The sequence below is a fragment of the Bacteroidota bacterium genome (assembly GCA_041658205.1).
Classification (GTDB): Bacteria; Bacteroidota; Ignavibacteria; order UBA10030; family UBA8401; genus UBA8401.
On record JBBAAO010000001.1, the window covers coordinates 2,857,305 to 2,881,326 of the forward strand.

At 40.7% G+C, this 24,022-nt stretch carries 18 protein-coding genes; 7 read left to right on the top strand and 11 right to left on the bottom strand.

The genetic code is table 11. From position 1 onward, the window contains the following. The first annotated feature begins 89 nt into the window (after positions 1-89). Both WDA22_11710 and WDA22_11715 read left to right on the top strand, forming a co-directional pair. Positions 90-1,133, top strand: a complete 1,044-nt coding sequence (locus WDA22_11710) for a tetratricopeptide repeat protein (GenBank protein MFA5834129.1) — start codon at positions 90-92, stop codon at positions 1,131-1,133. Positions 1,134-1,160: 27 nt separating this feature from the next. Next, positions 1,161-4,844 (top strand): caspase family protein, encoded by a 3,684-nt coding sequence (locus WDA22_11715; GenBank protein MFA5834130.1) that lies wholly within the window; start codon positions 1,161-1,163, stop codon positions 4,842-4,844. Between the two features lie 176 nt (positions 4,845-5,020). Here WDA22_11715 and WDA22_11720 read toward each other — a convergent pair whose 3' ends face one another. Next, positions 5,021-5,443 (bottom strand): globin family protein, encoded by a 423-nt coding sequence (locus WDA22_11720; protein ID MFA5834131.1) that lies wholly within the window; start codon positions 5,441-5,443, stop codon positions 5,021-5,023. A gap of 580 nt (positions 5,444-6,023) precedes the next feature. Continuing rightward, positions 6,024-7,940 carry a tetratricopeptide repeat protein gene (locus WDA22_11725; GenBank protein MFA5834132.1) on the bottom strand — a complete coding sequence of 639 codons (1,917 nt, stop codon included), beginning with the start codon at positions 7,938-7,940 and terminating at the stop codon, positions 6,024-6,026. Between the two features lie 223 nt (positions 7,941-8,163). Here WDA22_11725 and WDA22_11730 point away from each other — a divergent pair, with 223 nt between their 5' ends. The 5 genes from WDA22_11730 to WDA22_11750 all read left to right on the top strand — a co-directional run bounded on the left by WDA22_11730 (position 8,164) and on the right by WDA22_11750 (position 16,948). Next, positions 8,164-10,545 (top strand): caspase family protein, encoded by a 2,382-nt coding sequence (locus tag WDA22_11730; protein ID MFA5834133.1) that lies wholly within the window; start codon positions 8,164-8,166, stop codon positions 10,543-10,545. 114 nt (positions 10,546-10,659) lie between these two features. Continuing rightward, entirely contained in the window at positions 10,660-11,343 is a 684-nt protein-coding gene (locus WDA22_11735) for a DUF4384 domain-containing protein (protein ID MFA5834134.1), read from the top strand. Continuing rightward, positions 11,330-13,270, top strand: a complete 1,941-nt coding sequence (locus WDA22_11740; protein ID MFA5834135.1) for an adenylate/guanylate cyclase domain-containing protein — start codon at positions 11,330-11,332, stop codon at positions 13,268-13,270. Before WDA22_11735 ends, WDA22_11740 begins: the two co-directional genes overlap by 14 nt. A gap of 371 nt (positions 13,271-13,641) precedes the next feature. Then, positions 13,642-15,360 carry a DUF1800 domain-containing protein gene (locus WDA22_11745; GenBank protein MFA5834136.1) on the top strand — a complete coding sequence of 573 codons (1,719 nt, stop codon included), beginning with the start codon at positions 13,642-13,644 and terminating at the stop codon, positions 15,358-15,360. A gap of 10 nt (positions 15,361-15,370) precedes the next feature. Beyond that, the gene (locus WDA22_11750) at positions 15,371-16,948 is read left to right on the top strand and encodes a DUF1501 domain-containing protein (protein ID MFA5834137.1); all 1,578 of its coding nucleotides are present in this window, start codon (positions 15,371-15,373) and stop codon (positions 16,946-16,948) included. 25 nt (positions 16,949-16,973) lie between these two features. On the opposite strand, the gene WDA22_11755 is transcribed toward WDA22_11750, so the two are convergent. The 9 genes from WDA22_11755 to WDA22_11795 form a co-directional block, all read right to left on the bottom strand. Further along, positions 16,974-17,795, bottom strand: a complete 822-nt coding sequence (locus tag WDA22_11755; protein MFA5834138.1) for a T9SS type A sorting domain-containing protein — start codon at positions 17,793-17,795, stop codon at positions 16,974-16,976. A gap of 98 nt (positions 17,796-17,893) precedes the next feature. Further along, positions 17,894-18,244 carry a hypothetical protein gene (locus tag WDA22_11760; GenBank protein ID MFA5834139.1) on the bottom strand — a complete coding sequence of 117 codons (351 nt, stop codon included), beginning with the start codon at positions 18,242-18,244 and terminating at the stop codon, positions 17,894-17,896. Between the two features lie 44 nt (positions 18,245-18,288). After that, complete coding sequence (locus WDA22_11765; protein ID MFA5834140.1) at positions 18,289-18,756, bottom strand: nuclear transport factor 2 family protein; 468 nt, start codon at positions 18,754-18,756, stop codon at positions 18,289-18,291. A gap of 74 nt (positions 18,757-18,830) precedes the next feature. Next, the gene (locus WDA22_11770; protein MFA5834141.1) at positions 18,831-19,256 is read right to left on the bottom strand and encodes a hypothetical protein; all 426 of its coding nucleotides are present in this window, start codon (positions 19,254-19,256) and stop codon (positions 18,831-18,833) included. A gap of 669 nt (positions 19,257-19,925) precedes the next feature. Further along, positions 19,926-20,441, bottom strand: coding sequence for a hypothetical protein (locus tag WDA22_11775; protein ID MFA5834142.1), 516 nt, complete (start codon positions 20,439-20,441; stop codon positions 19,926-19,928). Positions 20,442-20,468: 27 nt separating this feature from the next. Next, on the bottom strand, positions 20,469-20,816 hold the full coding sequence (locus WDA22_11780) for a DUF3574 domain-containing protein (GenBank protein ID MFA5834143.1): 348 nt from the start codon (positions 20,814-20,816) through the stop codon (positions 20,469-20,471). Between the two features lie 116 nt (positions 20,817-20,932). Then, positions 20,933-21,457: a hypothetical protein gene (locus WDA22_11785; GenBank protein MFA5834144.1), complete on the bottom strand. Its 525-nt coding sequence runs from the start codon at positions 21,455-21,457 to the stop codon at positions 20,933-20,935. A gap of 295 nt (positions 21,458-21,752) precedes the next feature. After that, complete coding sequence (locus tag WDA22_11790; GenBank protein MFA5834145.1) at positions 21,753-22,139, bottom strand: VOC family protein; 387 nt, start codon at positions 22,137-22,139, stop codon at positions 21,753-21,755. Positions 22,140-22,314: 175 nt separating this feature from the next. Further along, positions 22,315-23,556, bottom strand: a complete 1,242-nt coding sequence (locus WDA22_11795; GenBank protein ID MFA5834146.1) for a TlpA disulfide reductase family protein — start codon at positions 23,554-23,556, stop codon at positions 22,315-22,317. Positions 23,557-24,022 lie beyond the last annotated feature (466 nt).

The window sequence follows — 24,022 nt, forward strand, 5'->3', positions numbered from 1 at the left end:
CGCTCTCTCAATGTTATTCCCTCCCCAATAGAAAATTCATTGGAAGTACTGCACCGTACTACACTCACACATTACAAGGAGTAACCGTTATGAAAAAAATAATTCTATTGTTTCTGGTAATAGCATTTTCCGCATTCGTACTCAATGCTCAAACACCACAATTGAAACGATCTTCACCAAAAGCAAAACCTACTGTTCCTTCAATAAAAAAATCCACTGGAAAAAGCTCGAAACAATTAGCAGAAATAAAACAGTGGGAAGAAGTAATGATATCAGCAGGCAATAATGAACAATATGATACGGTCGAGGTGTACGCCGGAAAAATTCTTTCGAAAGATAACGCCAATGCTATGGCGTTGTACGAACTTGGAAATGCATTTAAACAACGGAGAATAAAACTAGACAGCGCAAAGGTTTTATTTGAAATGACCATTCGGTATACACCGACACATTTTCGCGCGTATGGTGATCTGGCAGTACTACTCGAAGAAGGCGGAAATACTGTTCAAGCAATTGAGATGGCAAGAAAAGGAATCGAGCTTGGCACTTCAGAGTCTGGCAATGTTGCAATCGCGTATAAAAATCTCGGCGGATATTTTATTAAGACTATGCAATATGACAGTGCAATTGTTGCGTATAACAATGCCATCAGAATTAATCCACAATATGTCAATGCATACTATGATCTTGGTTATGCCAATAGCAAATTAAAATTATACGCTGATGCTGCTGATGCATTTGAACATGTTATCGATTTGGCACCAAATGACGAATCACTGAAATTTTCCTCACTGAAATATTTGGCGTGGTATTATGGCGGGGAAAAAGGATCAAACATGACCAAAGCGGTGAAATACGCGGAACTGGGTGTTAAGATGAATCCGGGCGAAGAAGAATTTGTTTTTGTCCTTGCGGATAAATATCAAAGCGACGGGAATTGGTACGGATATCTTGAAGTCTATAAAGGCCTCTCGAATGCAAATCAAAACGATAATAAAGCTCCTCAAGCTGTTGCGTATGCCTATCAGCAACTTGGAAATCAAACCGATGCGTTGGTCTGGCTTAAAATTGCCGCACGGCGCGGGAACGAAACGGCTCAAAATGCATTGCGCAATGCAGGAGTCGATTGGTAAATCTTTATTTAAGGATAAGGAATTTTTATGCTGAGTAGAATGATTCGTCAATCGATCCTCTTCGCAATATTAGTTACCTGTAGCGCGATAGCGCAAAACAAAGGTGAGCTAGTTGTTCAAACGGAGATGTATTCTGATATTCGAAAAATAGCAATCAGCTCCAATGGAAATATTTTGGCAAATGCGGGCGGAAACAGTAAGGATCTTCGAATTTGGGATATACGAACAGGAAAAATGATTCAGCATTATACTGGCATGAAAGATATTATTGCCGATATAGCACTCAGCCGCGACGGAAGGTATACTGCTGCCCTAGAATTGACGAATCCACACAAAGTCACTATTTGGGACAATATTGCCGGGAAAAAATTAGCCGAAATGAACAATGAAAGTTCTCCGATGGCTTTTTCGAGTGATGGATCACTTTTTTTTGCACTACGTAAAGCATATTCCACAGCAGATTGGCATGAACGCGGTGAATCTCCCGAGGGAATATATATTTCACAATTGCAGGCACATCTGTCTGCATCTTCATCGTATGCAAACAAATCCTATCTCTTTAAATCGAAGGATAACGCGACGCTCAAAACAGTAACAACGCCATTCCAACTGAGTGTTGATGGTATCTTTGCAAGTAATGATGGTACGATCATTGCAATATATGATCAGCAGAATCCTGAATTTGATTCTAACAATTTGGATCAAGTAAGTGAGCGTATCATCAAGGTGTTTCAAACTTCTGATGGAACATTGCTGTATGAGCAGCGATTATTGTCGAAAGAAATCGGCGCCATGGATTTAAGCAGCAACGGCGAATACCTTGCGACATCAAGCGGAGATACAGTCTCCATAAGCTCTCTTGGTTCAAAAAAAATTCTACAGACAATTGTTCTCGACCGTAAGTCTGAGCTTCGTGGAAAGTATTACGGATTGGCAGTGAAGACGCTCGCTTTTACTCCCGATAACACACAACTCGCCGTAGAATCAGGAACTGTCATAAAAATCTATGATTGCCGAAACGGCGCATTAGTGCGAACATTGAAGGGGAGCTCTGTGCAGACGGCTGCACAATTCGCCCCATCCGGTGAATCAATTATTGCCGGTGGCAATGACGGATTGATTCGACGAATAGATTTAAAAAATGGTATTTCCATCACTCCGCTAAATTCTTTCGGATTTTTGGTATCGGATATTGCGTTTCACCCGGGCGGTTCAACCTTTGCTGTCCGTGGAGGACGACTGCTTAATGACAATGATGATAGTGTAACAATACGGTTTTATAATTTTCCCTTTGGAAAAGAAGTTGGGCGGTTGCCGGTGCCTTCGTATGCATACGACAAAATGTTTTTTACACCAGATGGGAAAAAGATCGTCACCACTACGACTGGGGGTTTGAAGTTTGCCAGTTTCGGGGATTTTTCAAATAAAAAAAATTCCATTGAGTATAGCAAAGAAGAAAATGCAGTAAAGGTATTTGACGCGGTTACGATGAAAGAATTGTACACCATTCCGGGAATGACGGAAAGTGGTTTTTCAAAAAACACATCCGCTCTTCCAATGGCGGATCATTCCTCAATAATTGTGACGCGTTCAAAAAACGAGCTTTATTCCCTTGCGAATGGAACACTGAAATCAACCATACCGTCATCCGGCGTCACCACAACACCCGATGGAAAATATCTACTTTCTGTAAAAAGCGAATTTCTCATGAACGAAATGTCGACGAATTATTATCTTCAACTCATCGATATCTCATCCGGACAAGTCGCCAAATCAATTTTGTATGGAAAAGAACAACCATACATATTTCGATTTTCTCCGAACGGAAAAATATTGGCGATCTCTTCATTTGCCAACACAACAACACTGTTTGAGTATCCAACAATGGCCCAAACAGCGCTATTTGTTGGGATTCAAGGAACATTATCGTTTCGGAATGACAGCAAGATGTTGATCGTATCAGGATCCAAATTATCATTCATCAATACTCAGACAAAATCCGTTACTGTATCGATGGTATTTGTCGGAGAAAAAGATTTTATCGTTTCAACGCCGGATAATTACTATATGGCAACAAAAGGTGCACTAAATGGCGTTGCCTTTCGTGTCGGATTGAACGGTTATCCATTTGAGCAATACGATCTGAAATATAATCGTCCGGATATTGTCCTTGAACGGCTTGGGTATACTTCAAATGCTATGCTTGTTGCCATGCGCGGATTGCATGATACTCGTATGAAAAAAATGGGATTTGATGCTGCCTCAATGAAAGACGATTTTCACCTTCCAGAAGCAGGATTTGCACCGACATTTACGATTACCGAAGTGCAACAAAATTCACTTGCAGATAGAATGGGATTGAAAGTTGATGACAATATCATCAGCATCAACGAACATTGTTTTTTGTCTTCAGAAAAATTACTGGAATATGTAAAACCAAATCAAAAATATCTTGTTGTTGCTCAGCGTGATGAATTTATCGAAGGACTGGAATTTACGACATTCAAACAGGAAGAACAGTTTGGATTCAAGGTCTCTCCCAAACAAAAACACATACCGTTTAAAACATTGCATAACGCTGTCACATTCCCTTTCTTCGCACACGATTCACTTTATACCCTAGATAGGATCAATGTTTATGTAAATGATGTTCCCGTATACGGAATTAAGGGAATCTCGTTACGAGCAAATAATCTCCACTATTACACACAACCCATTACCGTTCAGCTTGCACGGGGAAAAAATAAGATTCAGGTTTCTGTAATCAACAGTATCGGCACGGAAAGCTTGAAAGAAACGTTTGACATCACAAACGATACTACACCGGTGCTCCCAAATCTTTACCTTGTGTCGGTTGGGATTTCCAAATATGAGGATGTAGACACCGATAGGGATTGGACGCTCGACTATTCCGCAAAAGACGCAGAAGATATTGCGGCAATGTTCGAACGGGGCAAGGGTACAATTTATCAAAATGTCGACAAAACGATCGTAACAAATTCTTCCGCTACGAAAGAGATGATATTGTCGTTAAAAGATGAATTGCAATCCACAAGTATCGACGATCAGGTTGTGTTGTTTTTTTCCGGTCACGGTCTCTACGATGAACAGTCAAAACAGTATTATCTCTCAACATCCGATGTGGATTTTGAAAATCCTTCACACTCTGCCATCCGATATGAAGATTTTGAAAATTTACTTGACGGAATTCCAGCTCGAAATAAAATGATACTTATTGATGCGTGTAATTCCGGTGAACAGGAAATCGGCATACTAGAAACTACATCGGCTTCCAATACTGCCGGTATCACCGTAAAATCAAAAGGTTTTACCGCGAAAAAAAAGTCACCAAAATCGAAAACAAAAGGGATGAAAAATACGGGCGGCACGTTAAATTCTGATAGTAAATATCTGCGTCTATTTATGCAACAAATGTTCGCTGAACTTCGCCGCGGTACCGGTGCAACCATCATTTCATCCTCAACAGGAGTTCAAAGTTCATTAGAATCGTCTGAATGGAACAATGGGGCATTTACATTTGCAACAAGAGAAGGAATTGAACATTTCAAAGCAGACCGCGATTCAAACCAGGTGATCAATGTTTCGGAGCTGCGCGATTATATCTTTCGGCGTGTAGAAGAACTCACCAAAGGAGCGCAAACTCCCACTTCGCGAAGAGAGAATTTGGAGAATGATTTCAGAGTGTGGTAAAAAACACAAAACTCTCCAACACTACCGGAGAGATTTGTGTTTTTGGGGAGATGTGTAGTGATGGTATTTTAACAATTTCGTTCTTCTGTTCTCGTAGTGATTCTTTGTTGTAAAACAGCAAAACTTTCTTCCTTTTATACTACGTTAGCGATTTTTGCCTCATGGCCTTTGGAATATTATGCAGCAAGCTGAACTTCATCCGCCGCCCTTTTCATAATGCTTGATATCGTTGTGTACATGGAAACCCATGCATTGCGAACTTCATCCGTAAAATCTCTTCCTAAAACTCGTTCCAGTGTCCAGAGAAGCGCACTTGCGACGATATCATAATGTCCGTTCACAACACCGTATGCTTTATGGTCACGTCCCATTTTTTGCAATGCCGGTGAGATGGTATCTATGTTGTCCAAGCTGTTGACAACAACATGTAATGTCTGCATGAATTTTTGCCCTTGTTCCTTCAAATCATCTTTAAAAAGAGGACGAATATAGGGAGCGATTTCAAAAAGACGGCTGTAAAATAAATCGGTTGTTTCTTCTGAAATCAGTATAACTTTTGCAAAACTTGTACGAACTAATTCTTGTTGATGTTGTGTCATTGATCTATTCCTTGTTCTTTATTTTCTCGTCATGAGGGAAATTACGCTATAAAAATAATATGAATGATATGCCATTACAACTGGATGAACGTTTAGTTCAGCAATGTTGTGATAAATATCGCACCAAAATTTTTACGGATGTAAATAACAGTGGATTCTTACGGGGAAAGCGGGAGTTGGTTACCTGAACATCTGTCCGGTTTTTTTGGATCCCTTCAGATGTATATAAAGTTGCGTGAAAAGTATTGAGGTAAGATTAAAAAAAGCGCTTACAGTGTCTTTCTGAAGTAGCCTGCTTTATGGCCGAAGAATCTGAGAAAGATTTCCTCAGACCCTTCGCTTCGCTCAAGGTAACAATTGAGTCCCATGCAAAATTTTATCTCTGTGCTGGACGAAGCTTCGCTGTGCGGAGTGCAGCACAAAACAAAATGATGACGGCAAATCTAATCGTAGATATTATTTATCCGTGAAAATCTTCCTTTTCGTGTCATCCGTGTCCTATTTCTTATGATCACCTCAGACCCTTCGATCCGTTCAGGATTGCGATGAATTCATTTTTGAGTTCGTATGAAAGAAAAGATTACATCTTCTTTTGAAGTTCATCCAAACGCTTCAAGTTATCAGTCGCGGTTTGATTTTCAGGATCGATAGAGATTGCTCGCCTGAAATATTCTCTCGCTTTGGTATACGATTTCATGTTTTGGTAAGAGATGCCTGCCTGGATGTTGGCATCGATACTTTTGTTATTTAACTCCAATGCTCGTTCATACTGCTGTATTGCCAGATCGTATTGTGCCGAACCGTTGTACGCAATTCCCAAATAATAATGGATGTCAAAAAAATCGTTCCCGTACGTCACTGCTTGGGTCAATAGATCGATCATCGGTTTGAAGTTTGCATTCTTAAAGAAATTGATATAAAGAAAACGATATGCAGTATAATAGAGTGAGTCGACCGTCACCGCTTTTTGGAAAAAGTTATTTGCCGTGTAGCTATCGCCATTACGATCATACAGTTTTCCCAGTGCAAATGCAGCAGGAGCATAATCCTCAGCAATTAGAATCGCATCTTTATAGTGTTCAATCGCTTTTTCGTTGTCCCCCTTCTCTTCTGCACGATATCCTGCTTTAATGTTATTCAACACTTCTATGGGAACATTTTTTTCAATCGTATTGATCAGAATGCGAAGCTGATCGATTCGTTCCGTCAATTCATAGGCATAACTTTTTTTCATCACGTAATAGATTTCTGTTTTGGCCGATGCAAAATTTTTCTTGTAATATTCTTCCACCGCTTTTAACATAGAATAGAACGGCAACGGAAATTGTGCCGTATCTTTTGCAAGATTTTGCAAAAATCCATCCGGAAACATCGGTTGTTTGGCGGTCCATCGTTTATTAACCACTCGCAAAAATACTTCATACGAATTTATCAACGAATATTTTTGCAGCCGTGAAGTGAGATCTTCGGAGACAACAACGTTCAATGATGTTGTGGTTGTATCGGCAAAGTTCACTGACAAATACGCAGAGGCTAGAGTTTCGATAACATATTTATATTTAAAATCGATCTTCCCTGCTGATGAACCGAGAACAATCCAACGAATTGTTTGATCATCGAACGCTATGTTGAGAGAATCCCGGACAACGGTTGTTCGTTCGATCATTCTGTTTGCAGTTTCAAGCAGTAACTGAGAACTGTCTTTCGTTTGCTGATTGAGGAAGGATTCCTGCGCTGCATTTTCGGAAAGGACGGTGAACTTTTTTATATATTCTTCCGTCGACGCAATTTTTTGCTTCGTAGTGGTGTTTGAAGCGGCTAAGGCTTCCTGGAATTTTAGACTCTGGTCATCCATTAATTTTTGCAATGCGGTAAAGCGTTTCAGATATACTTGGTCGAAATCGGGAAAGATATTGAAGGATCGGTCGCTTAACAATTGTTCATACGGTGTGAGCGACTCCTGAAATTTACCTCCGGAAAGCGCCTTATCTCCCTCTTGTTTCAATTGTGTAAATTTTTTGTAACCTGGCCAATATTCCTGGGAAACCTGCATCGTAACGGTTTCTACACTCTTGTCCCTTGGGAAATTGAAGCTGAACGGTAGATGCAATAGGAGATTCTTTTTGCATGAAATTGGGAGGAGATAATTTTCACCAACTTTCATAACGGAACCGGCAACATCTAATGCAAACGTTACGCCGTCCTGTTTGATGGTCAACTTCGGGAGTTCATCAGCGATAAAATCTTCGTCAATCTTCCAACCGCCGGAATCTTTTAAGACAAAAAAATAGAGCGGACCAGCATTCACATTATCGCTCGTCAGTTCTTTCTCCTGATTTCGGGAAGATAATGCAATCTTCGCAAATCGTGCTTTCCCCATTCCTAGAAAACCGGATTTTTCAGAGATTTTTATTGTTACTTCAGGAGATTTTTTTTGGGGAAAAATATTTGCGGTTACAAAAAATAGTAGAAGGACGACGATAAAGAATTTTTTCATATTATCAGCGATATGCATCAATAGATATAAATGAGTGTGTGATTTCGTGAATGCATCTTGTGATACAGTTCAAGCCGGGCAATTAATATTTTTATTACTTTCTTGATGAAATTTGAAGAAATATAACAAAGTGCTCCGCTATAATCAATTGAGTTTTACCTTGACTAAATTAAGGGATTTCCACAACTTGCATTAGAACGTTGCATTACGGATGGGGGAACCTATGACTCGCATATTATTATCGGCTGTACTGGTATTGTTTTCTCTTCAACTAAGAGCACAAAACATCTATCTACAACCAATCGCTCAGAACAAATCTCTTAAAACAACATTTCACACCGCCAAGCTTTCAACAACAGGCGATCTCTTAGCGCTGACCGGTGCCGACAAGACTGTGAAGATTTTAGACCCTGCAACACTGAATGAAAAAGCCTCATTTCAAACAGGAAATCAACGATCGTTCAGTATAGCATTTTCGGACGACGGACGAAATTTGCTTGCCAGTTCCCCGGATGGAAATATTACTGTTTGGGATATTCCCAGTTCCAGCATCACAAAAACTTTCTCAACAGGCTCGAGTCTTCGCACCATCGATGTGGATCAATCAGGCAGAGTAGTCAGCGGCGGGTATGACAAAATCTTAAAGATGTGGGATATCTCAACGGGTCAACTTGCCGGAAAATTCCCCGCAGTAAATGCAGAGATCGTTGCACTTTCCTTCTCGCCCGATGGGAAAATTATCATCGTTTCAACTACTGATGGAGCGATAACAATTTTTGACGCGGTCACACGCAGCGTAGCCAGAACAAATACGGAGAAAAGATCTCCGGCATATTCCATCGTCTTCAGTCCGGACGGAAAATATTTTGTCACTTCCCATTCCGATTCAAGCATCGCTCTCTGGAACGGACGAACCGGAAGTCCTTTGACCACATGGAAAAGCAGCACTGGAACAATATCTTCAATGGTATTTCATCCAAACAGTAAGTATGTCATCGCAGCATCGAGCGTCATTGCATTTTGGGACATAGTGATCGGAAAAGTATTTCAAACAGTTACAGACACTTCGTTTTCCCCAATTTTGTTATCCGTTTCACATCAGAAGAAATCACTTGCAGCCGTTTCTCGCAGCGGCGAAATACGAACATTTGCAATGCTGGAAAAAATGCCGGATAAAACGGCTCCGGTTATCACCGTAAACAATCCGCAAACAACCGCAGATGAACCTTCGAAAGTGTTCAGTAGTGAGATTGAGGTGAGCGGACTTGTTTCAGATGAAAGTAATATTAAAGAGGTAAAAATAAACGATGCCGTTGTATCTACCACGCCTGCTTCATTGGAAGAACGCGGATCCATAGCTGAGGCATATTCAGCAGTGACATTTAATGGTACCGTCACATTACCGATGACTGGAGTAAACACCGTTTCCATTTCTGCGACAGATATTGATAATAATACAGCCACTCAAGAACTTAAGATCACAAAACTTCCGAAGGATGCAGCCGTTGAGATGGTGAATCCAAAAGAAAGTTTAGAGACCGACCAAATATCGATCGATCTGCAATTTAAAATATGGTTCGATTTTACTTCCTATGCCCTGCAACTCAATACAATTGAAATTGCAAAGAAAGAAAACTTTCCAAAGAAACCGAACGGCACACTACGCACAGAAAAAATTGCTCTCTCCGCTGGATTGAATCAAATTCAATTAGCAGTGAACGGACGAAATGGAGAACGAATCCGAAAGACAATCAACATCACACGACGAACACTCGGCGCTCCCACTTCAATTACCCAGGACAAACCTATCAAGAATACTTCGGGACAGCCGCAGCGATGGGCGGTGATTGTTGGTGTTTCTGAATACGGAAATCCCGCCATTAAAAATCTTGCTTATGCAGACAGGGATGCAAAATCGTTTGCAGAGTTCATAAAGACCTCTGCCGGAGGAGGATTTGAAGAAGATCGCGTGAAAGTTCTGTTGAATAAAGAAGCGACACTGCAAAACGTAAAGACAGCCCTCTTTAACTTCCTGCGCCAGACGGTGGATAAGGATTTGGTGGTGATCTATTTTGCAGGCCACGGTGCACCGGAACCGGCCAATCCCAACAATAATTATCTGCTATGCTACGATACCGATCCGCGCTCACTGGAGACAACGGCATTTCCGATGTGGGATATCAATACCGCATTAACTCGTTATATTCCGTCGAAGCGAGTGGTTGTCTTTACGGACGCATGTCACAGCGGCGGAATCAGTTCTGATATCGCAACACGTGGAATGAGCGCAACCGAAGGAAATTTGATCAACCAGTATCTTTCCGACCTCTCCAAAACAAAAGAGGGAATCATTGTCTTCACCGCAAGTCAGGCGGGTGAAGTATCGCAAGAATTGGAAAAATTTGGACATGGTGTCTTCACACACTTTCTGCTGCAGGGAATGAAAGGTGAAGCAGACTTTAACAATGATTATACTGTGACGATAGGCGAATTGATGGACTTTGTGGAAGAAAAAGTAAAGCGTCAGACAAATGGTAATCAGCACCCGACGCGAAATCAAGGAACATACGATAAAGACTTAACGATTTCATTAATTCCGAATTAGAAATTATTTCACTGTCTAGCTGTTGTCATTTCGAACCAGCGAAGCGGCATGAGAAATGACATTGTTTCTTTTTTAGACCATTTTTTTGTTACTCATTTATTCGAAAGTACCAACATGAAAACACTCTCTTTTGCAGCAATGCTTATGCTGCTCATGGTCTCCGGACAAACAACAGTAAACGCTGCCATGCAGGCTGGAGATTCCGATGAAAACATCAACTATAAATGGTCATTTGTTGCAAAGGTCGGAGTTGCTGCCGAACGAAAGATCGCCATGGTTACCCGAGATACCATTTTACGGACAGGGGACGAGTTCAAAATGGTAGTGAATTTACAGAAGAAGTGTTATGTCTATATTATTCACAAGAGTTCTGCGAACGAACTTTCTGTGTTATATCCGTACTCATTTGATGCGCAATTTGAACTAGAAAAAAATTATTACCTCCCCAAAGGACGGAGCTGGTTCAAATTAGATAAAAATGTTGGGACCGAAACCTTCTATATTATGGCTTCACAGGAACGGTTAACCGATCTCGAACAGCAATTAACTTCATATGCCGCTGCATCGGCAGAAAAACAATTGGACCTTGCTTCTGCTGTTGTAACCGAGATAAAGGATATTAAAAAGAAATATCGCTCCTATCAGACATTAGCCGAACGTCCGATCAGCATAGCAGGAAATGTTCGCGGCACAAGAACGGAAGCTTTGAATATTGATAAATTTGACGTGGCAACGCTCGCGACGGAAATCTCAGCCAATAATTTCTACTCAAAGACAATTACGATTGAACACAAATAAACTCAAGCGGCTCCGTTCCGCCATCATTCTCGTCCTATCGGCATTCGTCTTTACGACGCTGCTGTTTATCCTTTTCCCCGGCGTGTTTCAATCGTGGGACCGTCAAACCATTGACCGATTGTTCGTGGTTCGCGAGAAGATCCATCCTTCCCCTTATGACTCCACAATTATTCATATTGATATCGATAACTCCAGCATTAAAAAACTGAGTTATTATTTTCCGCGAAGACTCCATGCCGATCTGTTTGATGTTACCAGAAGAATGGAATTCTCCGCTTTGTTATATGATATCATCTTTGCACAGCGGTTGAATACTGTTGACGATACATTATTGTTAGGTGCTGTAAAACAAAATGGAAACGGATTTTTCCCGGTCGCTTTTGAATTAAAAAATCAGCGAACCGCTGCAAAGATGGAACCGGAAGAATCGAAATATCTCGATTCCACGGCGTGGACTCTGCAGGCAGTCGATACGAATGATTTCTTTCATTCCGGAGCAACGCTTCTTACTTGGCCTTCTCTTTCCAACATCTCCCGCGGGGTCGGTTACATCAGTGTCGCCACAGATCCGGACGGAGTATTCCGCCGCGTTCCTTTGGTGATACGATATAAAAATTCGTTCTACCCCAGCATGGTCTTCCGCATGGCGTGCGATTTTCTCAAAGTAGAACCAAACGACATCATCATAGATGGAGGAAATTCCATCACACTGCGAGATGCGACATTGAAGGATGGAAGTAAAAAAGATATCGTTATACCGATAGATGAACGGGGAAACATGGTGATTAATTGGATCGGTCCCTGGGAACGGATGAAGCATATTAGTTTCGTCACATTGTTGGAAGCGGCGCAGGATCAGGACGAAGTAGACGCATTTGCAGAACAATATCAAGGAGCTTTCGCATTTGTCGGAGATGTCTCTACCGGTATTTCCGATATCGGACCGATACCGTTCGAACAATCATTCCCATTGGTCGGACTTCATGCGAACACGCTCAATACAATATTGACCGGAAATTTTCTCCGCCAAATCGACTCAACATTGTTTATTGCAATTGTACTGTTCCTTGCCGTACTGATGATCTTTTTTTCATATCAGTTTTCGTCAGTTGTGTACACTGTCTCATCTATCGTATTGCTGGCGGCATATCTTGCAGCAGGATGTTTATTGTTTATTTACGGCAACACAATCGTTTCCATGATTTTCCCTTCGCTTTCCATCATTGTCTCTACCAGCACAGTGTTGACATATCGATACATCACTGAGGAGAAGGAAAAAGAACAGCTCCGTGCACGGTTTGAATCGTACTTCCCTCCAGCCGTTGTAAAGCAGATGCTTGAAAATCCTGACAGCTTAATGACGAAGCCAAGAAGTCAGGAGATTACGATCATGTTCAGCGACATTAAAAGTTTCACCAACCATTCCTCCCGGATGACTCCGGAAGAGATCAGCAGTTCGTTAAGTGAATATTTTGAAGCGATGACTGCAATCGTCTTTAAATATGAGGGAACGGTGGACAAATTTATTGGGGATGGATTGATGGTTTTTTACGGTGCACCGGAACAGCAGGAAGATCATGCACTGCGATGCGTGCAGGCAGCAATTGAAATGCAGAAGAAATGCAGAGAGATAAAGAAAAAATGGGAAGCAGAAGGTCGCTTTCCGATTCAGATCCGCATCGGTATCAACACTGGAAAAGTGATCGTCGGCGATCTCGGATCTGAACGGCGCAAAGAATATACCGTTATCGGCTCCGATGTGAATCTTGCACAACGGCTGGAGTCAAATGCTCCAGTTGCCGGAATTCTCATATCAGATAATACCTACCGCGCTCTTCAAGGAAAAGTCCCAACACAACCGAGAGAACCAATTATGGTAAAAGGTCTAGATGCACCAATTGCCGTACACGAAGTTCTCATCGATTAGCGACAATCTCAAAAAGAAAAAAACGGACTGTCACGTTGGGGTTTTAATGTTGTTCCTATTCTAAATTCATAAAGAGATTGTACTTTCCTGACTAAAATTTTAGCCGCTTACTAAAAGAAATAATTACGTTAAAAGCTCTGTAAGAGCGACCTAAAATATTGTTTTCGTTTGAGCTTCAATCCTATCAAGATGCTGCGCAATTTTTGCACACTAATATGTGATCTTTGCGCATTGACATCATCAGGACAAATGATATATTGATCAAACATTGAGAGAATCCCCGATAAAACGAAAACTACCTGAATAGAAAAACCGGCAAGCTTCTTGCTTCATTTTATTGAATATTCATTTTTACCATAATCGTGAACCGTATGAAGAGAAGAGATTTTTTAGGAACTTCCCCGCTAACTCTCGAAGAAGAGAATCTTCCAAACATCGCACAGCAGGTTGAGGATTTTTCAAATAAAATTCTTCCGAGAGGATTGGAGCGATCATCAGCAGGACTGGAACCGTATGCTGGAACATGGGGAACAGACCAAATGCTCCATCTCCTCCGCCGCACAACAATCGGTGCGCGGTGGACAGACCTTCAAACAATCAAAACAAAATCTCTCTCCGAAACTATTGACTTATTATTAACTGCACCGCCGATCCCTGCTCCCCCCGTAAATAATTATTCCTCCGGTGCCGATCCAACCGGTGTACTTCCGGGACAAACCTGGGTAAATGCACCATACGATAGTACTGTTAACGGATCGCGCAGAGAATCATGGAGATCGTGGTGGATCAACGAAATGATCTCGCAGCAACTTTCTATTCGTGAAAAGATGACACTCTTTTGGCACAATCATTTTTCTACCGAAACACCTGATATTGACAACTCTCGATTTATCTATAAACACCATGCGCTCCTTCGCCAATTTGCACTTGGAAATTTTAAAGAATTGACAAAACAAGTAACGACCGATCCCGGCATGCTGCGATATCTCAACGGATATGTGAACACGAAAACTGCGCCGGACGAAAATTACGGACGTGAATTGCAGGAATTGTTCACTGTCGGTAAAGGCACGGACTCGCATTACACGGAAGACGATGTGAAAAATGCGGCGCGTGTTCTTACGGGCTGGAGAATCGATGGCATTAATTATGTTTCGTACTTCGATTCAACACGACATGATACAGGAAATAAAACTTTCTCAACTTTTTACGGTTCTACGACTATCACCGGAAAAACAGGATCCACGGCCGGTGCGCTTGAGCTAAACGATTTACTTACGATGATCTTTGCTCAGAACGAAACAGCAAAATTTCTTGCACGAAAACTGTACCGATTTTTTGTCTATTATGTAATAGATTCCGGTGTGGAAACAAACGTGATTATTCCTCTTGCGGATATTATTCGCACAAACAATTACGAAATTAAGCCTGCTCTTTCCGCTCTGTTTAACAGCGCACACTTTTTCGATCCGGTCAACATGGGATGTTTCATCAAATCTCCGATTGATCTTACGGTAGGACTCTGCAGAGAGTATACCATCAATGGTATTTCCACCGCAAATCCTCCGGTCACTCTTACGGATACTCAAAAATACGGAATATGGGATTATGTGCGTGGACAAGCGGCAACTATGCAAATGAATATCGGTGATCCCCCAAATGTCGCGGGGTGGTCTGCGTTTTATCAGGAGCCGCAGTATTACGAGATTTGGATCAACGCCGACACACTTCCGAAGCGAAACCAATTTACTGACACGATGATTACGAACAACGGATACACAAGGTCGAGCACACGATTGGTGATTGATGTGATTGCCTATGCCAGTCAATTTTCTGATCCATCCGATCCGACAGCGTTGGTGAATGATATTGTTCAGCATCTCTATGCCATTCCAATTTCGGACACATTAAAAGCATCACTCAAGACAAGTTCTCTTTTATCGGGACAAGCGTCGGATCATTATTGGACGGATGCATGGAGTCTCTTCAAAGCGAATCCTACCAACGCAACAGCGAAGAGCGCGGTAGTAACGCGACTGCAATCTCTGCTGAAAGCATTGATGAACGCTGCTGAATATCAACTAGCATAGAAGGATGATGATGAAACGCAGAGAATTTTTATCAAAATCAGTTCCGATCTCATTGCTTCCGATGTTTATCGGTGGACTCTCCGTGCAGGCATACGGACGTTCGCCATTTTTGGAAACTCTCGTCAGCGCAGCAACTGAGACAGACCGCGTGCTCGTTTTAATCCAACTAAATGGCGGAAATGATGGATTGAACATGGTGATACCGTTGAGCGAATACACCAATCTTTCTAAGGCACGAACGAATATCCTCATTCCTGAAGCGAAAGTATTAAAGATGACCGATGCAACGGGTTTCCATCCTTCCATGACCGGAATGTTGGATCTTTACACCAACGGAAAACTTTCCGTAATCCAAAGTGTCGGTTATCCAAATCCAAATTTTTCGCATTTCCGGGCGACGGATATTTGGCTCACCGCATCTGATTCCAATCAATTTGTCACTGAAGGATGGCTGGGACGATATCTGAATGAAGAATTTCCTTCTTTTCCCAATGGATATCCAAACACAGTAATGCCAGATCCACTCGCGATACAGATCGGTTCGACAATTTCTCCAGGTTTGCAAGGTCCTTCCGTTTCGATGGGAATGACAATCACCGATCCGACAAAATTTTATCAGTTGGTTTCCGGAACCGTTGACCCTGCTCCAAATACTCCAGCAGGTCATGAGCTGACATTCATCCGTCAAGTGGCACAGCAGACGCAGCAATATGCATCGGTGATCAAAAATGCAGCAGCAAAAGCGAATAACCTCTCTATAAAATATCCAACAACGCCGGATAATTCTCTCGGTGATCAATTAAAAGTCGTTGCACGGCTCATCGCCGGCGGATTAAAAACAAGAATCTATGTAGTAACGCTTGGCGGATTCGATACACATTCCAATCAGGTTGTTGCGGGAGCGACCGAAACGGGAACGCATGCAAATCTTCTTGGACGACTCTCTAAAGCGATCAGCGCATTTCAGGATGATCTCAAATTGCTCAATGTGGAAGATCGCGTGATTGGTATGACATTCTCTGAGTTTGGTCGGCGCATTATCTCAAACGCCAGCGGAGGCACAGACCATGGAGCAGCAGCTCCATTGATCGTCTTCGGAAAGAATATCATTCCCGGAATCATCGGCACGAATCCGAGTATCCCTGCAACGGTAACGGTGAGTAACAATATTCCGATGCAGTACGATTTTCGATCCGTCTATGCGTCCATTCTGCGAGATTGGTTCGGCGTTCCACAGGCAGAGCTTGAAGCGGTATTGATGAAGAACTTCCAATCGTTGCCGATTATAACCGCTCCCACATCGGTCAGTCAAAAAAATACAATACCAACAGACGTTGCATTACATCAGAATTATCCTAATCCGTTCAATCCATCTACACGAATACGATTCAGTACGAACGACGGATATCTTCAATTGAAAATCTACAATTCACTCGGACAGGAGATACAAACAATTATGGAGGGGGCGTATCCCGCAGGAGATCACGAAGTGGTGTTCAATGGAGCATCTTTACCAAGCGGAACATATTATTACCGTCTGCAACAAGGGTCGACTGTGCAGATAAAGTCGATGTCGCTGATCAAATAATTCAACTGAGGAACCTGAAGAGAGGTTATTTTATCAATAAACAATGCCTTGTCATTGTGATCGAACTGGATGTCAGATTGTAATAATAAACACCAGATGGTAAATTATTACCATCAAATTTTACACTGTAGTTCCCCGTTCGTTGAATCTCATTCACCAGTGATGCCACTTCTTGCCCTAATTGATTAAACACTGAAAGTTTTACAAATCCAGGATTGACTACTCGATATGTAATTGTTGTACTTGGGTTAAAAGGATTAGGATAATTTTGCGAAAGAACAATCGTCTCAGGACTTAAACCAAAGCGGGACTGAACAGTTGATGGTCCACTTTGAATATTGGCAGAGTATAAAACATCATCGCTCCAGGCTCCATATTTTTGGATAATACCAATTCCACGTGCAAATATATATCCCACTTCATCATCAATCGCCGTTGTGTCATTAAAATACAAGGAGATGCAATCCGTATATGTTCCATTGTATGTTTTAACGGTCAATCCCTTCCTCACTTTTACCGTATAAGATCGATTGTTGGTGAAGGGATACCAATACACCTCTCCATTTTCTTTTGTAAAATCAAACCACAATTGTTCAACGCCATATTTATATTTCCATATATTACCAACATAATCCTGTCGGATGGTATCAACCATTGAATTGATATTACCGTACAGAAAATATCTGATCCCGACAATATTCACTTCATCAATAATTGTTTTGATGAGTTTATGCGTGGTGTCAAATGAACCGGTATAGATCCATTTGTTTCCAATATTCACAGGGAAATAATTTTGCGATACACCTGTTGAAATCATCAACATGGTCAACAATACTATTGTCTTCATGTTTACCTCACTGTTTCAATGGGGGTAAGATGTTCAATATCAAGGCTGCTCGATGTAACGTTTTCTTCCGACTCAATACAAAACTACAGAGAGGATTGTTATTTTGTTATAACCGATACCAGGCTTGAATCATATACTTTTGTGTTGATCTTATTGCTGGTCTCAACATAGCTCCACGTGACGAGAGTATCTCCATTGGCAAAATTTACTTTCAAGGAGTATCCTACCTCTCCGGCAACAAATACATTTACCGACTTGCTTTTCCCCTGTTCAATATTTCCAACGACATACGTTGTAGCACCAACAACAATATCGACTGTTTTAACAACTTTTTTGGATAAATTCGCAATATCAATCTTTGCTAATGGATTGGGTTTTACGAATATGCCAATCAAAACACCAAATCCAATGCTTACCAAAACGATTACGACATATTTTATTTTGTTCATATTTTTGATCTCCTTATGATAGTTAATCGCTAGGTTAGCGCAACCTACTGTATACCTGAAACAGCATTTTGATATTGAGTTAAGAGTTCTCCGTTTTCAATTGAGCCGTGATGATGCACTTGCTTCCATGCTCCATCTACGCGTTTGAATATTCGACTTGTTCGGATTGCAAGAATTATTTCCTCTGTTCCGGTTTTAAAATATCCTCGTTCTCTCCCAACAGCATAAAACATATCGTGTGTTTCATGAATGGTATAATCGAAATATTCAACATAGACTTCCGCCGGTCCAGTAAAGATTTTTTTGTACACCGATTGTATTTCATCCCAGCCTCGTTTAATTCCGCCCAACGGATTGTCCATAGCAATGTCAGAACTTTGCAGCCAGTTGCGAGACATTTCTGTAATATTTCGATTATTAAAAGCATGATAGAATTGCACTAATGCTTGATACGGTTTCGACAAATCTTCAAATTTTTCTTTCCCCGTTATTGCTGTTTGATTTGGTTGCATTGGACCCTATTGTTGTTGTTTAGTGGAATGAAACTAACTGTCCGACAGATTGATTTTTCATCGACGTATATTTTTCACTCGATATATTTAATAACATCGCCTTCTACTGTATATGTTCTCGAACCAATAAGAACTCCCAGAAACGCACCGCGTGGCGGCAAAACGATGGAACCAAGAACACCTAATGAAAGGGGGATGGCCATATCGAGAAGCGAAGTTTGTCCATGTATTCTGAGATTGATAACTGCATCACCATGAGAGGACATCGTTTCATCATGAAGAAGATCAGCTAAGCTCGGTTCAGAAAGTGGAATTAAATTAAAGAGTGTGTATAAGTTTTTTATATCTCTGTTGAAATGTTTAACAATAGTGAACTTTTTCTCCATATTGGTTAACGAAGCAGTTTTATCATACCCTACCGCGGTGAGATTTACCGCCATACAACCTGTATTGAAAATTGAGAAACTTAACATAACAAAAAAAAGAATAGGTGTTTTCATTTATTACTCCTTTCATTTCTTTATTACATGATACATTAATTTACGCGTGCTGCAAAATGTATATAAGCTTAATCAAATAATGATATATTTTACAAGTATTATTTTATACTCATAAGAGTATACTTCATAACAATTTCACTTGAAATATTTGTAGTATGAGTTGTAAAAGAGATAATACCACTATCTTTTTTGATAGCGACAAACTCCTGCTTAGATATCTAATTATGAGAACGCAATACAGATGGAAATCCGCCAGCTGTATAAAAATCTCTTTAACTCTGCCGGGAAGGTTTCCTTCGTTGCCATGATGATGCTGTATATGATAAGTATCGACGACTCTTTATCCTCATAACTGATGTTACGCACATCCTTATTAATGAAAGATTATTTCGTCCCTGACGGGACTTGAAAATTGATTTGCTTGATCTTCTACAAATATCTTGTCCCTACCGGGACAATGGAACGAAATAAACGAATTAATTCATGATTTTATCGGTTTTAAGGAGCGCCGTAGGCGCTTAATATTTGTAACACAGTACGATTTCCAAATTGAGAGTCCCTTCAGGGACGAAATAAGAAGAATTTTCAGTTTTGTATAACATCAGCTCATAAATAAAAAAAAGTTGGATCTATTGATCGGAGTGTGTCCAGTAACGTTTGAGTAATTGATTAGTCCCTCTTTGTTGTACCTATTTGGCGAAGACGTTTCAATACACCAACAAAACCTTTTGCTTTCAGTAACAGTAAAATCCCAAATCCAAACATTGCCATGCTCGTATAAAAATCCTCCGTAATACTTGAATCAACTTTCACCGTAGAAATACTCGCTATAATAACTCGTAGTATCCGAGTTAAACTTTGAATTGTGTAGAACAGCCCAATTCCGGAAAAGACAACACTTTCTATTTCGTCAACCGATAGAATATTTAGATCTTCATGTTCTTCATCGTCGGTTGCGAGATAGTTCGCGAATCGTTTCGCAAGTACAAATAAACTAACCCCGACAATGAGAAATAGCACAACAAAAAATACATAGGTAACTGCTATTAATCGTTCAGATGATTCCATTGTTGCTTGAGGATTAATAATTTGAGCAACAATGAATGGTGCGCTTTCAACTGCATGAAGAAATGCGTAAATCCCAAAACCTCGAAAAAGCAGGACACACCATTTATACTCTGTCATAATTTCTCCACATTAGGTTGCTTTGACTCAGTATGTTGCTCGACCATTTAATTGCAATCGAAGTACCGACTCTTGGTGAAAACGTTGCTTATACTCGATAATGATTTCTGTTACGGTCTGTTCCACATTTACAGCGATGGGATGTACGAGCTCCATGACGAAGCTGGGTTCTCGTTCAATCACACCTCGAGAGCCACGCCACTGACCTTCTGCGCGCCATGTCGTTAGCCCATTCGGAAATCGGGGTGTGACAACTTCTGAAAGAAACAGTCTCCAGGCGGATTCTGTCACCATCAAACTATCCCCGACGTTTCTACCAAAGTATAGGCGTTCTATCACGACGGATGAATCTTGTGTATCCTGAGGCGGTGGCATACAGGAAACAAGAATCAAGAGAAGAATAAATACTATGGAATATGGTCTCATAAAATCTGTTTGCATCCTAACGGACTGGAGCTTATTTGCATTGCAGTTTCAGCATGAGCGACCGGTTAGGGCGCAAAATTTCGAGAAAATGGTTGCATCGGAATACCCAATTTATTTGCTATTGCCATTGCCAATTTATCTGACTCGGCTTGCGCTGTTACCATTGATTCTTGACTAATACTAAATACAGTATAATTTTTATTTTCGTTTGTTAGAACACGAACCTGCGAGGCATAACTTTTGTCGTTAAAAATAACAGTAGAATATGGAGTTGATTTAACTAAAACAAGTTCACTCTTGTCAAGACGCCTCGCAAATAAAATCCCCGGGAACAGTCTATGTTGAAATTTAAGTCCGGTTGAATCAATCTCAATCATTATAGGTCTGACGACAATAAATGCTATGACAACTAGAATTTCAAGAATTACATAAGCAACAGTTTCCACGACTTCTTTATTTTGATAAAGTGTAAATGCTAATATCAACACTGCTCCAAGAACAATGTATAATACCTCCTTTGAAGCGTTCTTTGTGAACACTAATCTATCGCCATTGTCATAAATAGTGTATTCTTTCTCTTCAATGTTCATTGTCTGCCTTTTCGATTTCGCCCTAACGGACTGGAATTAAGCTGCGTGGTAACGTTCCAGCACGATTTTTGCGCCTGCCGGCTTTTTTGGCGGGCGCATTGGATTATATTTTTAATTTGCGTTAACTATTTTTAGCATACGTTGTCATTTGAGAACTCTTCGCCAAAGGCCCTTCCGCCTCCACGAAGTGGTCCTTTGGACCTGGCGGAAACATTTATAAAGTTCGAGCACGAGCGGTTGCAACGTCAGCTAGATTGGTTAGGCTGCAGTTCGTGACCGGAACTAATGAGCCCGCTCATTGGCCTTGGGGCGGCTGCCATAGCTCGACCTTGTTTCCCTCTGGATCTATGACCCAGGCAAACTTCCCATATTCGGAATCGTCAATCTTCTCAAGCACATTGCAGCCTTCTTCTTTCAAAACCTTGACCAAGGCGTGGAGGTCTTCCACTCGGTAGTTGACCATGAAGGAAGCAGAGCTCGGAGCGAAGTGATTACTTTCCTGCGGATCGATTAACCAGGCAGTTGTACCTGCAACTGGCTTGCCCTCGGCGTCGGTCCAATCGAAGGCAGCTCCTCCCCAAACTTGGACATCGATTCCCAAGTGCCGCTTGTACCAAGCCTGCAGGGATGGAGCGTCTTTGGCCTTGAAGAAAATGCCACCGATGCCAGTGACTCGTTTCATGTGACCTCCTATGTGTGATGGTAATGAGAGATATTTTTTTCTACGGCCCAACGGACTGGAGCTCCGCCATTCACAAATTGATGCCTTCCCGAAGGGGCACTTCGTGTTGGCAAAAGACGGCGGACGGGTTAGTTGCATTGCAGTTTCACCTTGAGTGACTGGTTAGACTGAAACATTATTTCAAATATTGTTTAAAAAATAATTCATTAACTTGGTGCAAGATTACACATTCTTCTCCACTTGGTAATATCAATATATTCGTAGGATAGCTACGTATCATATATTTCTTTTCTATTTTATCAGTCAATTTAATCTGAGGCCAATTAATCCCATGTTCTTTTATTACCATTTTTGCTTTTTCTTCATTCTGGAGCTTTATAAAGCTAATAAATTGAATGCGTGTTTCTGGATATTCTTTCATTGCCCCAACTAAAGAAGGAATCTCTTCTATACAAGGTTTACACCACTCACCCCAAAAATTTAAGAGTACATATTTTCCTTTAAAAGAATTTAATGAAATTGAATCTCCATCAAGAGAAATAAACTTATTATTCCAAAATTCTTGTTTCAGTTTAACTTTTTGAACGGAGGATATTGTAAGCGAGTCATTATACTGTTTATAATAGAAAGTGTTTTCATCAAGCGTTTTTTCAACTTCTACCCATTTCCCATACGGATCTATGCGATCAATCTTGAAGTTTTGATTTCCTAAAGTAAAAATATCATTTAATTTGAATACACGATCCTTGTCCAAAAACCGAAGGGCGCCATTTTCACCATTGTCTATCAAAAGTACATCGTCATCATCGTTAAACAACCCATTGTTACTGAAATCAAAAAGACCAATGGAATATTTTGTTTTATTTACAACGATCGATCCTCGTCGCACAGAAACTCTTTCCGCAAAATAAAAACTTCCCGCAGAACCCTTAAAATCCGGTTCGCCATAAAATCCTCCTAAAACCTTTGCCAATTTTGGGTTCAAATTATTGAACTGATCAAGGTTATTATTTCGAGTTGTATCGGGAAGATCAAAAAATCTGCTCTTATAAGTATTCGCCCTGCTAAATAATATTTTTGTCCGCTGTTGCACATCCTTAGGAGCGATAATGTCAAAACTTATTGTATCCTGTTTAAACGGAAAGAATAGCGGTAACCCATCATCGGTAAGATCGTTGTTCATATTTCTATCAATATATAACAAGTCTCCATTTATTTTTGATTCCAACATCACGACGATATCAGGATCATCCGTCATCTTCCAACTGTAAAACTCTGTTAGAAAACGTCTGGATTGATTATCACCGGGAGGAAGTTTCACAGGCTTTGACGGTTGAGATTTTAAGACGTGAATACTAAAATCATCATCATCCTTAGTTGTTAAACTATCAAGATTTATTCGAGCTACTTGACCCACCAAAATAGTGGTTTGTATAATGTTACATATTAAAAATAATCGATAAAATGACATTTATTCACTGCCCTATATTTCTGCCGAACTAAGTATTAGCATAGTTTGTATTCTTAACGGAATGTACCATTTTCTCCCCCACCCCACAATTCTACAATCCCACAATCGCGTAAATACGGGATACCTCAATTGTAATATCTACAGTCTGATCTTTTGTTATCCCGTGAATACGTTATGCCTTAAAATTCAATTCTGAAGACATATCTGGGTGAGGTCACGTAAATGCGTTATGCCTGTTATAGCAATGTTTTTTTTGATCTCGTAAACAATCTTTACACATGATTTAATACTAAATCTCTGACCGGCAAAATAGATAGATCTCACATTCATTGCGATAATACGCATCCAAACCATACATCATTGTTGTGAAGAAGGTCGTAACTTCGTGGTCGTATTAATGTCGGCAACAATG

Excerpts from the sequence above, each read along its gene's own strand:
- WDA22_11785 (MFA5834144.1), bottom strand. The coding sequence starts at position 21,457 with ATGAACATTGAAGAGAAAGAATACACTATTTATGACAATGGCGATAGA.
- WDA22_11720 (MFA5834131.1), bottom strand. The coding sequence starts at position 5,443 with ATGACACAACATCAACAAGAATTAGTTCGTACAAGTTTTGCAAAAGTT.
- WDA22_11735 (MFA5834134.1), top strand. The coding sequence starts at position 10,660 with ATGAAAACACTCTCTTTTGCAGCAATGCTTATGCTGCTCATGGTCTCC.
- WDA22_11715 (MFA5834130.1), top strand. The coding sequence starts at position 1,161 with ATGCTGAGTAGAATGATTCGTCAATCGATCCTCTTCGCAATATTAGTT.
- WDA22_11730 (MFA5834133.1), top strand. The coding sequence starts at position 8,164 with ATGACTCGCATATTATTATCGGCTGTACTGGTATTGTTTTCTCTTCAA.
- WDA22_11790 (MFA5834145.1), bottom strand. The coding sequence starts at position 22,139 with ATGAAACGAGTCACTGGCATCGGTGGCATTTTCTTCAAGGCCAAAGAC.
- WDA22_11755 (MFA5834138.1), bottom strand. The coding sequence starts at position 17,795 with ATGAAGACAATAGTATTGTTGACCATGTTGATGATTTCAACAGGTGTA.
- WDA22_11725 (MFA5834132.1), bottom strand. The coding sequence starts at position 7,940 with ATGAAAAAATTCTTTATCGTCGTCCTTCTACTATTTTTTGTAACCGCA.
- WDA22_11710 (MFA5834129.1), top strand. The coding sequence starts at position 90 with ATGAAAAAAATAATTCTATTGTTTCTGGTAATAGCATTTTCCGCATTC.
- WDA22_11780 (MFA5834143.1), bottom strand. The coding sequence starts at position 20,816 with ATGCCACCGCCTCAGGATACACAAGATTCATCCGTCGTGATAGAACGC.
- WDA22_11760 (MFA5834139.1), bottom strand. The coding sequence starts at position 18,244 with ATGAACAAAATAAAATATGTCGTAATCGTTTTGGTAAGCATTGGATTT.
- WDA22_11745 (MFA5834136.1), top strand. The coding sequence starts at position 13,642 with ATGAAGAGAAGAGATTTTTTAGGAACTTCCCCGCTAACTCTCGAAGAA.
- WDA22_11765 (MFA5834140.1), bottom strand. The coding sequence starts at position 18,756 with ATGCAACCAAATCAAACAGCAATAACGGGGAAAGAAAAATTTGAAGAT.
- WDA22_11770 (MFA5834141.1), bottom strand. The coding sequence starts at position 19,256 with ATGAAAACACCTATTCTTTTTTTTGTTATGTTAAGTTTCTCAATTTTC.
- WDA22_11750 (MFA5834137.1), top strand. The coding sequence starts at position 15,371 with ATGAAACGCAGAGAATTTTTATCAAAATCAGTTCCGATCTCATTGCTT.
- WDA22_11775 (MFA5834142.1), bottom strand. The coding sequence starts at position 20,441 with ATGACAGAGTATAAATGGTGTGTCCTGCTTTTTCGAGGTTTTGGGATT.